This is a genomic window from Novosphingobium sp. 63-713 (assembly GCF_001898925.1).
GTDB lineage: Bacteria > Pseudomonadota > Alphaproteobacteria > Sphingomonadales > Sphingomonadaceae > Novosphingobium.
The window spans coordinates 117561-132383 of record NZ_MKVS01000006.1; the positions used below are offsets into that span (position 1 = coordinate 117561).

The following is a 14823-nucleotide window of genomic DNA, read 5'->3' on the forward strand; positions in this document are numbered from 1 at the left end:
AGGTGGCAGCAGCACAGCAATATAACGTGACAATCGGTTGACAAAGCCGCACGCAGGGGAAATTGAACTACACAGGTTCTGGAAATTATTTTTACAACAAAAACGAATACTGGGTCCAAAATCTATGCTCAAGCCAACCAAACCGGCCCTTGATGCAGCGGTGACACCGCTGGTCGGCCGGTCAAGCAAGGGCCAACCGCTGTCCTATAATCGGGCGCCCGCGCCCGATCTGGCGCCGTGGCTGGGGCGGATCTATGTCACGCCGGTCAATCTGCCGCCTGATTACTGCCTGTCTTCTGGCATCTTCAACGACAGTTCGATGGTGCGTATTCAACTGGGCGGCAAATGGACCGCCCATACCGCCGACGGTGTCCACCATCTTGGCCGCGCCGCGCTGATTTTTGGCCCGCAAAGCAAGATCATGCCCATCACCGTCGAGGGCAGCTTTCTGTCCATCGGCTATGCGCTGAAGGCGGGGGCGGGCTATGCGCTCTTTGGCCGCAGCGCGCATGAGATGGTCAACCGGCTGGTCCCGCTCGAACATTACGGACTCAACAGCGAAGAAACGCTGGCCGCCTTCAGCCATACCGAGGACCCTGTGGCGATCGCCGATCTGCTGGAGCGCCGCTTCCGGCTGCTGGTGGAAAAGCTGGGCCGTCCGTATCCCAATCCGATCAGCACCGCCTTTGAGGCGCTGACCTTTGCCAATCCCAATGCCAGCATCAGCGATTTCGCCGCCGAAATGGCGATCAGTACGCGACAGTTGGAGCGGATTGTGCGGCGCGATTTCGGTATGCCGCCCAAGCAGGTGATGCGCCGCGCCCGCGCGCTGGACATGGCCAGCCATCTGCACGGCGTGGCGGACGAGGCCGAGGCCGAGGAACTGATCCTGCGCTATTTCGATCAGGCGCAGATGACGCGCGAATTTACCGAATTGTTCGGCGTGACCCCGCGCCGCTTTGTGCGCACGCCCAATCCGCTGCTGACGCTGGCGCTGGAATCGCGGCAGGCCAAAAGGCTGGAGGCGCTGGAACGCGTGCCGCCGGGGGGCAACCGCCCCTGGCAATAAAGGCCCCCTGCCGGCGGCAGAGGGCCTTGCAAGTCTTAGTCGAACAGGCTCGACACCGAGCTTTCATCCGCAATACGGCGGATCGCCTCGCCGATCAGCGGAGCGATGGTCAGCAGACGGATCTTGTCCGACTTCTGCGTTTCCTCGGTGGGCAGGATCGAGTCGGTGATGACCAGTTCCTTGAGCGCCGAATTGTTAACGCGCGAGACCGCCGCGCCCGACAGCACGCCATGGGTGATATAGGCCGTGACCGAAGCGGCGCCCGCATCCATCAGCGCCTGCGCCGCGTTGCACAGGGTGCCGCCCGAATCGATGATGTCGTCGATCAGGATGCAGGTGCGGCCCTTGACGTCGCCGATGATGTTCATCACCTCCGACACGCCCGGCTTGTCGCGGCGCTTGTCCACGATGGCCAGCGGGGCATTGTTCAGACGCTTGGCCAGCGCGCGGGCGCGCACCACGCCGCCAACGTCGGGCGAAACCACCATCAGCCCATCATCGCCATTGCGCGCCAGAATATCGGCGGCCATCACGGGGGCGGCAAACAGGTTGTCGGTGGGAATGTCGAAGAAGCCCTGGATCTGACCCGCATGGAGGTCAACCGCCAGCACGCGGTCGGCGCCCGCCGTGGTGATCAGATTGGCCACCAGCTTGGCCGAGATCGGCGTGCGCGGGCCGGGCTTGCGGTCCTGACGGGCATAGCCGAAATAGGGGACGACCGCCGTGATCCGCTTGGCCGAAGCGCGGCGCAGCGCGTCGATGCAGATCAGCAGTTCCATCAGATTGTCGTTCGCGGGATAGGCGGTCGACTGAACGACGAAGACATCCTCGCCGCGCACGTTTTCGTGGATTTCGACGAAGACTTCTTCATCGGCAAAACGGCGCACACTGGCATCCGTCAATTGCAGTTCCAGATAGCCCGCAATCGCGCGCGCCAGCGGCAGGTTACCGTTACCGGCAAGGATCTTCATTCGCGTATCTCCACTGCACGCGGCACGAAAGACTCAGCCGCCGCGTTGCTTCCCTCGCGCGTGCCTCTAGCCAAGAACGGCAGGATTGCAAGGTTTGCCGCACATACAAAAGGGGGCAGCGGCGCAAACCCCTGCCCCCTTTGTGTTATTCGCAGTACCGATTACGCCCGGCGGTCGCCCTTGACCCAGCGCACGGTGCCGGTGCTGGCGCGCATCACCACGCTTTCGGTGGTCAGACGGCCGCCGCGCGTGCGCTTCACGCCTTTCAGCAGCGAGCCGTCGGTCACGCCGCTGGCGGCAAAGATGCAGTCGCCCTTGGCCAGCTCGGTCAGGTCATAGATCTTGTTGAGATCGGTGATGCCCCATTTGTAGGCGCGGGCCTTTTCATCGTCATTGCGGAACACCAGACGGCCCTTGAACTGGCCACCGACACAGCGCAGCGCCGCTGCGGCCAGCACGCCTTCCGGCGCGCCGCCCTGGCCCATATACATGTCGATGTTGGTTTCTTCGGTGTTGGTGGTGGCGATCACGCCCGCCACGTCGCCGTCGCCGATCAGATAGACGCCGCAGCCAAGCGCGCGCAGTTCGTCGATAAGGTCGGTGTGGCGCGGACGGTCCAGCACGCAGACCACGATGTCCTCGGGCGCCACGCCCTTGGCGGCGGCCACGGCCTTGACGTTCTCGGTCGGGCTCTTGGCCAGATCGATGATGCCATCAGGATAGCCCGGCCCCACCGCCAGCTTGTCCATATAGGTGTCAGGCGCATTGAGCAGCCCGCCCTCTTCGGCGATCGCCAGCACGGCCAGCGAGTTCGGTCCGGCCTTGGCGCAGATCGTCGTGCCTTCCAGCGGGTCGAGCGCGATGTCGATCTTGGGGCCCTTGCCCAGCGCCGCGCCGACCTTTTCGCCGATATAGAGCATCGGCGCCTCGTCGCGCTCACCCTCGCCGATCACCACGGTGCCGTCGATATAGAGTTCGTTGAGCTTCTCGCGCATGGCTTCGACCGCGGCGGCATCGGCGGCCTTCTCGTCGCCGCGCCCGATCAGCTTGGCCGAGGCGATGGCGGCCGCTTCGGTCACGCGCACCATTTCAAGCACCAGAACGCGGTCGAGAATCTTGCTGGCAGGAGTAGCGCTCATAATCTGTCCGATTCCTTCAGGAATGTATGGCCCCTATGCCGGACCTGTTGGTCGGCAGTGTGAATGCACGTTGTGAATACCTATGCAGACACGTCCGCTTACCTATGCATAGGCCGGTTGTCGAGCGGACAAATGCCGCAAACGCGAAGTCAAAGGTCCAAAACGGGCAACATACGAACCCAGTTATTGAGCCGACAAAGAAAAACGCCGAGGGCATGGCCCCCGGCGTCGAAATTGTCTGAGTTACTGCGCATTTGCTCCCGGATTTCGGCGGAGCAAATGCGTCGCCTTACGCGCCCAGAATCTGCATGACCAACGGCTGGCCTACCAGGCTGGGCGAACCTTCGAGCAGCGCCAGCGCCTTTGCCACGGCCGCCTCGGGCACTTCATGCGTGACGATGGCGACGATGACCGCCCCGTCCTTGCTGGCCTGACCTTTCTGGATCAGGCTCTCGATGGAAACGCCCGCATCGCGCATCGCGGCGGTGATTTCGGCCAGCACGCCCGGACGATCCGCCACGAGGAAGCGGATATAGGCGCGGCCAAGGCGATGACCGGCAGGCGCCGGGGCCATGTCTTCCAAACCATCAACGGGGATCGAAAAGGCCATGTCGGCCTCAAACCCGGTGTCCATGCCGCGCGCGATGTCGATCAGGTCTGCCACCACCGCCGAAGCGGTCGGACCGTCACCCGCGCCCGCGCCCTGAAACAGCAGGCGGCCCGAGAAATTACCCTCGACCACGACCGCATTGGTCGGGCCATCGACATGGGCGAGCAGATTGTCGAAAGGCACCAGATGGGGCGCAACGCGCTGGAACAGGCCCGGCGTACCCTCGGGTCCGGCGTCGGCCTCGGCGGTGCCGATCAGGCGGATGCAATAGCCCAGCGAATCGGCCTGGGCGATATCGGCGGCCAGGATGCGGCTGATGCCCTGCGTGTCTACGCTGCCAAAGTCGATCTTGGCGCCGAACGCAATGGCCGACAGGATGGACAGCTTGTGCGCCGCGTCGATGCCTTCGATGTCAAAGGTCGGGTCGGCCTCGGCATAGCCCTTGGCCTGCGCCTCGGAAAGCACCTCGGCGAAATCGCGGCCGGTATCTTCCATCGTCGAGAGGATGTAATTGCAGGTGCCGTTGAGGATGCCGTAGAGGCGCTCGACCCGGTTGGCCGCCGCACCTTCGCGCAGGCCCTTGATGACCGGGATGCCGCCCGCCACGGCTGCTTCAAAACGCATGGCCACACCCTGCGCTTCGGCTTCCTTGGCCAGCGCCATGCCGTGATGGGCGATCATCGCCTTGTTGGCCGTCACCAGCGCCTTGCCATGGCGAATCGCATTGCGCGCCAGCACCAGCGCCGGGCCGTCCGACCCGCCGACCAGTTCGACCACCACGTCCACGTCATCGCGCGCGGCCATCGCGGTCATGTCGTCTTCCCACGCATAGGGAGAAAGATCGACGCCGCGATCCTTGCCGCGATCGCGTGCGGAAACGGCGGAAACCTTGATCGGGCGGCCTGCGCGCCGCGCGATCAGATCGGCATTGGCCTCCACCAGCCGAATGACGCCCGCGCCCACCGTGCCAAGGCCCGCAAGCGCAATGCGCAGCGGCGGCTTGCCGGATTGGGGCGAAAGGGTGGCGCTGTCGACAGTATCGGTCATCGTGGAATCCTTGGATTTGACGATGCGCCACCTAGGGGGCAATTGGATTGCCAGCAAGCCTATTTGGCCGGTTTGGCAATATCCCCGCCCCACGCCACCCGCGTGCGCGTGCAAGGCCCCAGATCGCGGCGCACCAGCAGGTAATCGGCGACAGCCTGATCCTTGGCCTCCTGCGTTTCGCCCAGATTGGCCGAAGCGGGCAGCGTTTCGGGCAGCGAGCAGGCCAGACGATACCATTCCAGCGTGCCTTGCGCGGGCGGGGCATTGGCCGCATCGACCACTTCGGAGAAGGACGCGCTCCAGCGCGAGGGCTGGCCCGGCTTGTGCTGGACAATGATGGCCGCGGGCGTGCCCTTGGCCGTGGTCAGGAAGATCTGCGTCTCGCCTTCGCCTGCCAGATCGCCCTGCTGATAGAGCGCCATATTGATTCCCGTAATATGGGGCGGCGAATCAGGGGCGGCCAGATCGGCCAGAATCTTGCGGACCTGCGCCTCGAGCGGCTGGCTCCAGGGCAGTTGGGCATCGGGCGAAACCAGCTGGATATCGCCCGGCGTGGTGCCGGGACGGGCAAAGATCAGCACCATCTGTTTGCGCGGATTGGGAATTTTGTGGCGCGAATCGAGCCGGACATCGGCCAGATAGCGCACCGAGGCCGAAACCGAGCCGGTTCCGCTCAACAAATCAATTCCCTGCGCCTCGACATAGGCGCGCTGGACGGTCAAAAAGGGCGACGTCTCACGCGGCAGAGGCATGGGAATCACCTTTTTCAGCTCGGCGAAGACGACCAAAGGCGACGATTCGGCCAGACCAACAAGGTCAGCATACGATTGTACGACATTTTGCGTAAGGGGCTCCTGAGCCCCCGCCGACACCGGAACAAACAGCGGCAATAGAGCCGCAAAGCAAGCCGATTTCCATGCTCGGATGCCTTGAAACATCGCGGAAAACTCCGAAAAATTCGCCATTGGCGCATGACCCCTGCAAAAGGCCCCCAAGGGTGCCTGTTAGATAGGCTTTAACACAAATGAATTTTGCCTGAACCCCACCCCCCTGCGCATAAGGCGTTGCGCCGAGTCGGCAAGGTGGCTAGGATTGGCAAAAAAGCGGACCCCCAACAAAGGGGGCCGATGCGTTCGCCGAAAGCCGACACATAAGGCATTTGGCGAATATCCGGTAAATCCGGCAGGGTGGATATGAGCTTTTCCCCATGGACTTCGCCTTCGGGTTCGGTTCATGGTCGGCCCGGGGCTTGCCCGGGTTTTTGTATGGAGTGATGCGTCTGAATGGCCTACGCTGATCAACAATTGAGCGGTAATCGCCTTACCGCCATTATCATCGTTGCCTTGATTCACATCGTCGTTGGTTATGCCTTGGTCTCTGGTCTTGCCTACTCGGCCGTCCAGAAGGTCATGAAAAAAGTGACGACTGTCGATATCAAGCAAGAGGAGAAACCGCCGCCACCGCCTCCGCCGCCGCCGAAGGACGCTCCGCCGCCGCCGATCGTCGCTCCGCCGCCGCCGGTGAACGTGGCGCCCGTCAGCGCGCCCGTGATCGAGACGGTTTCGGTTGCCCCGCCGCCGGCGCCGCCTGCCCCTGTGCTGGCACCGCCTGCGCCTTCGGCGCCGCCGCCGCCGCGTTTCACGCCTGTTGGCGCTGCCCCCAAGGGCAACCCCGCCAACTGGGTGACGCCTGAGGACTATCCTTCGCGCCCCCTGCGTGAAGGTGTGCAGGGCACGACGGGTTTCAAGCTGACCGTGGCCCCTGACGGGCGCGTGTCGGGCTGTGAAATCACGGCCAGCTCGGGCAATGCCGAACTGGATGCTGCCACCTGCAAATACGCCACCAGCCGCGCGCGCTTTGCGCCCGCCAAGGATGGCGAAGGCCAGCCCACCACCGGCGTTTATGCCAATCGCGTGAAGTGGGTCATCCCGAAGGACTGAGCCACACTCCCCAGGGGATCTGCGGCATGAAGGCCCGGTCCCTACTGTAAATGACCCTATTCTCTACTCGAGAGCCCTTTGAGAGGACCATCGCATGCTTATTGACATTCTGACCGCCGCTGCTGGCGCGGCTCCGCAGAACAAGTTCGGCTTCAAGGAAGCCCTGGAACAGGGCGGTCTGATCGCTCAGTCGACCGTGACCATCATGGCGATTTTCTCGTTCGGTTCGTTCTTCGTGCTGTTCACCCGCTGGTCGGACCAGTCGAAGATCCTCAAGCAGTACAAGGCTCTGGGCACGTTCTGGAAGGCCGCTTCGCTCAAGGAAGGCGCCGCCAAGCTGGAAAAGACCAGCCCGTTCCGTGACATCGTCGAAGCCGGTATCCTGGCCGAAGAAAACCACGGCAAGATGGCCGACAGCCTCGAAGCCCACGACTGGGTCCACTCGTCGCTGGCCCGCACCGAAGCCTCGATCGGCGCCTTCCTGGCCCGCGGCCTGCCCTTCCTCGCCACCGTCGGTTCGACCGCTCCTTTCGTGGGTCTGTTCGGTACCGTGGTCGGCATCTACCGCGCTCTGATCGCCATCGGTCTGGCCGGTTCGGCCTCGATCGACAAGGTTGCCGGCCCCGTGGGTGAAGCTCTGATCATGACCGCCATCGGTCTGCTCGTCGCTGTGCCTGCCGTGCTTGCCTACAACTTCCTGCAGTCGCGCAACAAGCGCATCAACGAGCTGCTGACGGGCTTCTCGGCTGACGTGCTGGCCTACATCAACTCGAAGGGCGCCATCAAGCCGGCCGTGGCTGCTGCCCCGGTGAAGGCTGCTCCGGCTCCCGCCGCCAAGAAGTAAGACATGAGGTTGCATCCGGGCGGCCAGTCCGAGCGGATGCTACGGGAAATCATGCGCGGCATGCGGCATGATTTCCCGGCCCTCCCCTCCCCCCAATCCCTCCTCTCGAAAGAGGGCATTGCAAGAGTAGGATCATAACATGGCAATGTCTGTTGGCGGCGCGGGCGGCGAAGAAAAGCCGATGTCCGACATCAACACCACCCCTCTGGTGGACGTGATGCTGGTGCTGCTGATCATCTTCCTGATCGCGGTTCCGGTCGCGATCCAGACGATCCAGAAGCTGAAGATCCCTGTGATGGTTTCGCAGGAATCCAAGGATAAGGTCGAAAACCTGCTGATCACGGTCAGCACCACCGACGCTGCCGGTCGCAGCGCCGGCGACCCCGGCTTCGAAGGCGCGTCGCGTGGTGGCGAATGCCGCATCTACTTCAACAACATCACCCCCGTTGACTCGACTGAACTGTACGACCAGGCGTTCAAGCGCCTTGACGACATCATCAAGCGCGAGGGCGGTGCAGAGGTTCTGCGCGATAACCCCGAAAAGGTGCCGCAGGTTCACGTTCGTGCCGACGTCGAAGCGCCCTGGCGCTGCGTCGCGGGTGCGATCTTCAACGTGCAGCGCGCGGGCTATCCCACGGTTGGCTTCATCTCGAACCCGGTCGATCCGAACGGCTGATAAGCCCTTTAACTCAGGAGTAACATCCCATGGCAATGTCAGCCGGTAAAGACGATGGCGAGCCAATGTCGGAGATGAACACGACTCCGCTGATCGACGTTATGCTCGTTCTGCTGATCATGTTCATCATCACCATTCCGGTGGCCACCCACGCGGTGAACATCGACCTGCCTTCGCCGCCGCCGCCGAATATGCCCAAGCCGCCGGTCGACCCGATCAAGAACAAGGTTGTGCTTACCCCGGATAACCAGATCCTGTGGAACGGCACGCCGATCGACCGCAGCGTGCTGGCCGCGAACCTCAAGGCTTCGCGCAGCATGACCCCCGAGCCCGAACTTCAGTTCGAGCCGGATGCGCAGTCGGGCTATGAACTGGCAGCGAATGTGCTGAACATCATCAAGGCCTCGGAAGTGACGAAGTTCGGCTTCGTCGGCAACGAGCGCTATGCCACTTTCAACAAGGCTGCCGGGGCCAAGTAAGGCCAGGGTATGCTGCGTTAAACGGCAAGAGAGAGGGGCGGAGCGATCCGCCCCTTTTTTTGCGCCCTATTCCGGCGCGGGATCGCCCATGGCGATGGCGGCCAGCGCCTCGGCTTCCAGCAGCAGCTCATCATCGGCGGCGCCTGCAGGCAGGCTCTCGCGCCCGATCATGGTCAGCGTCGGCACGGCCAGCGGGCTGACGCGCGACAGGCGCTGATGGCGGATCGCCGATTGCGCCCGGTCCAGCACCTCGGCCACGCGGGCCACGTCGGTCATCTTCTGCCGCGCATCGGCCCATGCGGCTTTGAGCAGCAGATGATCCGGCTCATAGCGGCGCAGCACGTCATAGATGAGATCGCTTGAAAAAGTGACCTGCCGGTTGGTCTTGCGCTTGCCCGGCATCTGCCGCTCGATCAGGCCCGAGATGACCGAAGCCTCGCGGAAGGCGCGGCGCAGCAGATAGGAATTTTCCACCCACTCGACAAATTCCTCGACCAGAATGTCGGGCGAGAGCAGCGCGGCGGGGTCCTCAACGGGCCGCAGCCCCCAGACCGCCAGCGCATAATCATTGGCCACAAAGCCCAGCGGCGAGAGGCCCAGCGCCTCCATCCGCCGCGTCATCAACATGCCCAGTGACTGATTCGCGGGCCAGCCCTCAAACGTGTAGAACACGCTGTAGAAGCGGTCCTGATGGGGAAAGCTCTCGACCAGCAGTTCGCCCGGGCGCGGCAGCACCGATACCCGCGCCTGCACCGCCAGCCATTCATGCACATCCTCGGGAAAATCATTCCAACGCGCCGGATCGTTCAGGATCGCCCGCACCCGGTCGGCCAGATGCGAGGAGATAGGAATGCGCGCGCCATTATACGAGGGAATCGCCGCCGAACGCCGCGAGGCCCGCACCAGCAAGGCCCCCTCGCGCAGCGACTCGACCTCAAGGTCCAGCCCGGCAAAGCGGAACGTATCCCCCGGCCCCAGCGAGGCGGCAAAATCCTCCTCCACCCGCCCCAGCGCGCGGCCATTGCGAAAGGCCACCTCGACCATATCGGCGTCGACAATGATCCCGGCATTCAACCGATAGGAGCGCGCCAGATCGGGATGGCTCAGCCGCCAAAGCCCATCGCGGCCATGGGTGATCCGGCGAAACCGGTCATAGGCCCGCAGCGCATAGCCGCCGTTCGAGACGAAGCCCAGAACCCGCCCCCACTCCTCCTCGCCCATATCGGCATAAGGCGCGGCGCGGCGCACCTCGGCCAGCAGAGCGTCGCCATCGAACGGCCCCGCGCAGGCCAGCGCCAGCACATGCTGGGCCAGCACATCGCGGCCGCCCGGGCGCAGGTCCTCACCATCGCGCGTGCCCGCCCGCACCGCCTCGACGGCGGCCACGGCTTCGAGATACTCAAACCGGTTGCCCGGCACCAGCACCGCCTTGGACGGGCAATCGAGCCGGTGATTGGCCCGCCCGATCCGCTGCAACAGGCGCGAGGAGCCCTTGGGCGCCCCCATCTGCACCACCAGATCGATGTCGCCCCAGTCCACCCCCAGATCGAGGCTGGCGGTGCAGACCAGCGCGCGCAGCCGCCCACCCGCCATCGCCGCCTCGACCTTGTGCCGCGCCTCGGCGGACAAGCTGCCATGGTGGATGCCGATGGGCAGGTTTTCCTCGTTGCGATCCCACAGCAGGCCAAACGTATATTCGGCCAGAAAGCGCGTGTTGGTAAAGATCAGCGTGGTGCGATGGGCGCGGATCAGATCGAGGATCTGGGGCACGGCCCAACTGGCCGCATGGCCGCTCCACGGAATGCGCTGGCCCGCAGGCAGCAGGATCGAGACATCCGCGGGCGCGCCCTCCTCGCCGGCAACCAGCGCCGCATCCTCGCCCACAGGCGCCAGCCAGCGCGCAAAGCCCGCCGGATCGGCCAGCGTGGCGGAAAGGCCGATCCGCCGCATTTCCGGCGCCAGGCTCTGCAACCGGGCCAAAGACAGCGCCAGCAGATCGCCCCGCTTGCCCGCCGCCATCGCGTGGATTTCGTCCACCACCACATAGCGCAGCCCCGCAAACATCGTCGCGCTTTCGGGATAGGACAGCAGCAAAGACAAAGATTCGGGCGTGGTCAGCAGCACATGGGGCGGATCGTGACGCTGGCGCGCCTTGCGGTCCGAGGATGTGTCGCCGGTGCGCGCCTCGACCCGCAGGCCCAGCCCCATTTCGGCCACCGGCCCCAACAGGCCGCGCTGAATATCATGCGCGAGCGCTTTCAGCGGCGAGACATAGAGCGTGTGCAAGCCCCCCTCGCCTTTTTTGGCAGCCAAAACGCCTTCCGCCGCATCGCACAGCGTGGGCATAAACCCGGCCAGCGTCTTGCCCGCCCCGGTGTCGGCGGCCAGCAGCACATGATGCCCATCGGCCACCTGCGCCAGCACTTCGGCCTGATGGCGGCGGATATGCCACCCGCGCCCGGCAAACCATTCGGCAATGCGCGGGTGGACCTGCCTCACACCCCGCTTGCCCCACTCCGGCTCACCCCGCTTTGCGCCAGTTCTGCGTCCAATTGCGCCACCAGCGCGGCAAGCCCGGCCTCGCTTGTGCTCTCGGCGCGGGCCACCAGCATCTCCTGCGTATTGGACGCGCGCAGCAACCACCAGCCATCATCGCAGGACACGCGCAAGCCATCCATCCGGTTGACCCGCGCGCCCTGCGCCGCCAGCCTGGCGGCCACTTCCTCAACCACCGCGCGTTTACGATTGGCCGCCACAGGAAAGCGCAATTCGGGCGTGTTGAAGCAGACGGGCAGTTCATCGAACCAGTCCGCAATAGATCCATTTCGGCGCGAAACCGCGGCGATCAGCCGCACCGCCGCATAAAGCGCATCGTCGAAACCGTAGAATCGGTGCTTGTAAAAGATATGGCCCGAGGTCTCCCCGGCCAGCATCGCGTTGTTAACCTTCATTTCGGCCTTGATCAGACTATGCCCCGCAGGCCCCATCGCGGGCCCCCCGCCCAGCGCCGCGATCCGGTCGTATACCGCCTGTGACGCTTTGACATCGCCCAGAATTACCGCGCCGGGACAATCGAGCAAAAGGTCCTGCGCCAGCAGCGCCAGCAGTTGATCGCCCAGGATCGAGCGCCCCCGCCCGTCGATTACCACGATCCGGTCGGCATCCCCGTCAAAAGCCACTCCGAAATCGAGATGTCTGGAGGCGACCAGCGCCCGCAAGTCTGCGAGATTTGCCTCAACAGTCGGATCTGGATGGTGGTGAGGAAAATGTCCGTCAACCTGCGTGAAGAGAAGATGATGCTCTCCGGGCAAGAGCGCGGTCAGGGCCTCGATGGCGGGGCCGGCGGCGCCGTTTCCGGCGTCCCAGCCGATGCGAAGGTCGCCCGCCTTGTCCCAAAGCCCCGGCAGCAGACCATCGACCAGCCGCGCGACATAGGCGGGCAGAATATCCTGCCCTTCCACCGCGCCGCGATGGACGAGATCACCGCCGATCCCTTCACTGGCAACACCTTCTCCGGCACCAAGTTCACCGGCAACACCGCTCCGCTTCGCAGCCGCCACATCCGCAGCGAGGAGCCCGATCCGCTGGATTTCGGCCCCGAACAGGGCGCCCCCAAAAAATACTATCTTGAAGCCATTATCATCGCGGGGATTGTGGCTGCCAGTTACGTGAATGCCGCCATCTACCTCCTGCATTGAGGCTTCGGCGTAATAGAGCATCGGGGTCGGACCAACCCCGATCCGCACCGCATCCAGCCCGCCATCGCGCAGGCCATCGACCAGCGCGGCCTCCAGCGCGGGGGCGCTGAGCCGCCCGTCGCGCCCCACAGCGATCCTGCGCCCGCCCCGCTCCTGCAGGGCCTGCGCCACCGCGCGGCCGATCGCATACGCGTCATCGTCGAACAGATTGCGGCCATAGGTGCCGCGAATGTCATATTCCCGGAAGATCGCCGGATCGGTCATGTGCCGGTTTCGGTTCCCAGCCGCGCCAGCAGCAGATCACGCGCATCATTAGCCTCATGCACCAGCGCGGCATCGCCGCCGCGATCGGGGTGAACCCGCGCGATCAGTTTCTTATGCGCCTCAATGATCGCCCCGCGCCCGGCCCCGGCCTCCACGCCCAGCAGGCGGCGCGCGCGCTCTACCGGGGTCGGTCCGGTCATCCGCTGCCAATGCACCCATGGCCACTGGCCCGTCCATTGGCGGCACGCCCATGACGCCAGCACCAGCAGCAGGAGCAGCTTGACCATGTCAGCCCGCCGACATCGCCTGCGCATCGCGCTGCACACGGGGCGCGGGCAGGTTCATGCCCGCCACCAGCGTGCGCAATTCCTGCCGCGCGACCAGATGGCTGGTGCCCAGATCGCCCAGATGGCCCTTGTCCAGCAGGGTCAGCCCGCTGGGGAACAATTCGCGGTAGATCACGCGTTCGGACAGGCCCTGGGCAATGCGAAAGCCCACCCGGCGCGAGAGTTCGGCCAACGCGCTGTCGATACGGCGCATGTTGCGCGCCTCGATATGCTGGGTGCGGTTGCGCACCACCACCCAGTCCATTTCGCGCCGGTGTTCGTTGATCGTGGCCAGCGCCCGCTTCTTGCGCGCCTCCCAGATCATTTCGGCATAGAAGGACAGGCGACGGACCTTGAAGGTCTCGGCATCCACTTGCCCAATGAGGTCGAAATCGACGAAACTGTCGTTCAAAGGCGTGACCAGCGTGTCGGCGCTCATCGCCACATGGCGGGCGAATTCATCGTCGCGGCCCGGCGTGTCAAAGATCAGGTAATCGACATTCTGCGACACCTGTTCGGTCAGCGCGTCGAGTTCGGCCGTGGTCGTCCCGCGAAACACCTCAAAGCCGACCGTGGGCAGGTCGATGCCCCGGCGGCGCAGCGTTTCGCCGCGGTTTTCCATATAGCGGTGCATCGTGCGCTGGCGGGAATCCAGGTCGATCGTGCCCACCCGCGCGCCCAGATAGGCCAGCGCGACGGCGATATGCACGGCGGTGGTGGATTTGCCCGTGCCCCCCTTCTCATTGGCGAAAACGATGCGGTGGGGACCAGACATGGCGGTTCTCTCATCACAGGGTTGGCGGGCTTAAAAGCGTTGCTGCCCGCGTCGGCCCGGCTTATCAGCCACCGCGCGAACAGTGTCAAAACCTTACCGAAGGGGCCGTGCCGGTGCAAACCATCAATCACCTCAATCTGCTGCGCGAAGCGGTGGCCGACTTGCGCAAGAGCGGCCGCGTGGCGCTGGTCCCGACGATGGGAGCCTTGCATTTCGGGCACTTAACGCTGATGCGCGAGGCGCGGCGCCATGCCGATCACGTGGTCGCATCGATTTTCGTTAATCCCCGACAATTTGCAGCGGGCGAGGATCTGGACGCCTATCCGCGCCAGTTGGCCGCCGATCAGGCCGCGCTGGAGAGCGAGGGCGTGGCGCTGCTCTGGGCGCCCACGGTCGATGAAATGTATCCCGCCGGTTTTGCCACCAATGTCGGCGTCTCGGGGGTCAGCGATGGCTATTGCGGCGCGGCCCGGCCCGGCCATTTCGACGGCGTGGCCACGGTGGTGCTCAAACTGTTCAATCAGGTGGCGCCCGATGTCGCGCTGTTTGGCGAAAAGGACTGGCAGCAACTGGCGGTGATCCGGCGGATGGCGCGCGATCTGGATCTGACCGCGCCGCATGTCGATGCCATCATCGGCGTGCCCACGGTGCGCGAAGAGGACGGCCTCGCCCGTTCCTCGCGCAATGCCTATCTGACGCCGCAGGAACGCATTGAGGCGGCCTCTCTGTCGCGCGCGATGCGGGCGGCGGCGGCGGAAATCGCGGGCGGCGCGCCGATCGGCGAGGCGCTGGCCCGGATGGAGCAGGCGGTGCTGGCGGGCGGCTTTGCCTCGGTGGATTATGCGCAGGTCTGCGATGCCGACACGCTGGTGCCCTTGGTCACACGCGGCACCGGCCCGGCGCGCCTGCTGGCCGCCGCCCGAATCGGCAAGGCCCGGCTGATCGACAATATCGATGTTCCGCTGGGATAATTTGTCGGACCAGA

The 14823-nt window shown here is 64.4% G+C and carries 14 protein-coding genes; 6 read left to right on the forward strand and 8 right to left on the reverse strand.

The window, feature by feature from the left end; all coding sequences use genetic code 11:
- Positions 1-124 precede the first annotated feature (124 nt).
- Positions 125-1069 (forward strand): helix-turn-helix domain-containing protein, encoded by a 945-nt coding sequence (locus BGP00_RS04990; protein WP_168603009.1) that lies wholly within the window; start codon positions 125-127, stop codon positions 1067-1069.
- Between the two features lie 35 nt (positions 1070-1104).
- Here BGP00_RS04990 and BGP00_RS04995 read toward each other — a convergent pair whose 3' ends face one another.
- The 4 genes from BGP00_RS04995 to BGP00_RS05010 form a co-directional block, all read right to left on the reverse strand.
- Positions 1105-2040: a ribose-phosphate pyrophosphokinase gene (locus BGP00_RS04995; protein WP_168603010.1), complete on the reverse strand. Its 936-nt coding sequence runs from the start codon at positions 2038-2040 to the stop codon at positions 1105-1107.
- A 161-nt stretch (positions 2041-2201) separates the two neighbouring features.
- A complete protein-coding gene (glpX, locus tag BGP00_RS05000; RefSeq protein ID WP_168603011.1) occupies positions 2202-3179 on the reverse strand; it encodes a class II fructose-bisphosphatase in 978 nt (325 codons plus the stop codon).
- 289 nt (positions 3180-3468) lie between these two features.
- Positions 3469-4836, reverse strand: coding sequence for a homoserine dehydrogenase (locus tag BGP00_RS05005; protein ID WP_168603012.1), 1368 nt, complete (start codon positions 4834-4836; stop codon positions 3469-3471).
- A 59-nt stretch (positions 4837-4895) separates the two neighbouring features.
- On the reverse strand, positions 4896-5588 hold the full coding sequence (locus BGP00_RS05010) for a hypothetical protein (RefSeq protein WP_292692950.1): 693 nt from the start codon (positions 5586-5588) through the stop codon (positions 4896-4898).
- A gap of 531 nt (positions 5589-6119) precedes the next feature.
- On the opposite strand from BGP00_RS05010, the gene BGP00_RS05015 reads away from it, so the two are divergent.
- From BGP00_RS05015 to BGP00_RS05030, 4 genes are all read left to right on the forward strand, one after another.
- Positions 6120-6776: an energy transducer TonB gene (locus BGP00_RS05015; RefSeq protein WP_168603014.1), complete on the forward strand. Its 657-nt coding sequence runs from the start codon at positions 6120-6122 to the stop codon at positions 6774-6776.
- 94 nt (positions 6777-6870) lie between these two features.
- Positions 6871-7620, forward strand: coding sequence for a MotA/TolQ/ExbB proton channel family protein (locus BGP00_RS05020; RefSeq protein WP_168603015.1), 750 nt, complete (start codon positions 6871-6873; stop codon positions 7618-7620).
- A gap of 139 nt (positions 7621-7759) precedes the next feature.
- A complete protein-coding gene (locus BGP00_RS05025) occupies positions 7760-8296 on the forward strand; it encodes a biopolymer transporter ExbD (RefSeq protein ID WP_172249169.1) in 537 nt (178 codons plus the stop codon).
- A 29-nt stretch (positions 8297-8325) separates the two neighbouring features.
- On the forward strand, positions 8326-8775 hold the full coding sequence (locus BGP00_RS05030) for a biopolymer transporter ExbD (protein ID WP_168603016.1): 450 nt from the start codon (positions 8326-8328) through the stop codon (positions 8773-8775).
- Between the two features lie 66 nt (positions 8776-8841).
- Here BGP00_RS05030 and BGP00_RS05035 read toward each other — a convergent pair whose 3' ends face one another.
- The 4 genes from BGP00_RS05035 to BGP00_RS05050 are packed head-to-tail and all read right to left on the reverse strand — an operon-like array spanning position 8842 to position 13838.
- Positions 8842-11274, reverse strand: coding sequence for a ligase-associated DNA damage response DEXH box helicase (locus BGP00_RS05035; RefSeq protein ID WP_292692947.1), 2433 nt, complete (start codon positions 11272-11274; stop codon positions 8842-8844).
- Entirely contained in the window at positions 11271-12737 is a 1467-nt protein-coding gene (gene pgmG / locus BGP00_RS05040; RefSeq protein ID WP_292692945.1) for a phosphoglucomutase/phosphomannomutase PgmG, read from the reverse strand. The genes BGP00_RS05035 and pgmG overlap by 4 nt, the downstream gene beginning before the upstream one ends.
- Positions 12734-13024, reverse strand: a complete 291-nt coding sequence (locus BGP00_RS05045) for a molecular chaperone DnaJ (protein WP_292692943.1) — start codon at positions 13022-13024, stop codon at positions 12734-12736. The genes pgmG and BGP00_RS05045 overlap by 4 nt, the downstream gene beginning before the upstream one ends.
- Position 13025: 1 nt before the next feature.
- The gene (locus BGP00_RS05050) at positions 13026-13838 is read right to left on the reverse strand and encodes a division plane positioning ATPase MipZ (protein ID WP_274174507.1); all 813 of its coding nucleotides are present in this window, start codon (positions 13836-13838) and stop codon (positions 13026-13028) included.
- A 113-nt stretch (positions 13839-13951) separates the two neighbouring features.
- On the opposite strand from BGP00_RS05050, the gene panC reads away from it, so the two are divergent.
- Positions 13952-14809 (forward strand): pantoate--beta-alanine ligase, encoded by an 858-nt coding sequence (panC, locus tag BGP00_RS05055; protein WP_168603020.1) that lies wholly within the window; start codon positions 13952-13954, stop codon positions 14807-14809.
- Positions 14810-14823: the final 14 nt, after the last annotated feature.

Bases quoted from the DNA above. Each gene is read 5' to 3' on its own strand.
- BGP00_RS04990 (WP_168603009.1), top strand. From the start codon at position 125: ATGCTCAAGCCAACCAAACCGGCCCTTGATGCAGCGGTGACACCGCTG.
- BGP00_RS04995 (WP_168603010.1), bottom strand. From the start codon at position 2,040: ATGAAGATCCTTGCCGGTAACGGTAACCTGCCGCTGGCGCGCGCGATT.
- glpX (WP_168603011.1), bottom strand. From the start codon at position 3,179: ATGAGCGCTACTCCTGCCAGCAAGATTCTCGACCGCGTTCTGGTGCTT.
- BGP00_RS05005 (WP_168603012.1), bottom strand. From the start codon at position 4,836: ATGACCGATACTGTCGACAGCGCCACCCTTTCGCCCCAATCCGGCAAG.
- BGP00_RS05010 (WP_292692950.1), bottom strand. From the start codon at position 5,588: ATGCCTCTGCCGCGTGAGACGTCGCCCTTTTTGACCGTCCAGCGCGCC.
- BGP00_RS05015 (WP_168603014.1), top strand. From the start codon at position 6,120: ATGGCCTACGCTGATCAACAATTGAGCGGTAATCGCCTTACCGCCATT.
- BGP00_RS05020 (WP_168603015.1), top strand. From the start codon at position 6,871: ATGCTTATTGACATTCTGACCGCCGCTGCTGGCGCGGCTCCGCAGAAC.
- BGP00_RS05025 (WP_172249169.1), top strand. From the start codon at position 7,760: ATGGCAATGTCTGTTGGCGGCGCGGGCGGCGAAGAAAAGCCGATGTCC.
- BGP00_RS05030 (WP_168603016.1), top strand. From the start codon at position 8,326: ATGGCAATGTCAGCCGGTAAAGACGATGGCGAGCCAATGTCGGAGATG.
- pgmG (WP_292692945.1), bottom strand. From the start codon at position 12,737: ATGACCGATCCGGCGATCTTCCGGGAATATGACATTCGCGGCACCTAT.
- BGP00_RS05045 (WP_292692943.1), bottom strand. From the start codon at position 13,024: ATGGTCAAGCTGCTCCTGCTGCTGGTGCTGGCGTCATGGGCGTGCCGC.
- BGP00_RS05050 (WP_274174507.1), bottom strand. From the start codon at position 13,838: ATGTCTGGTCCCCACCGCATCGTTTTCGCCAATGAGAAGGGGGGCACG.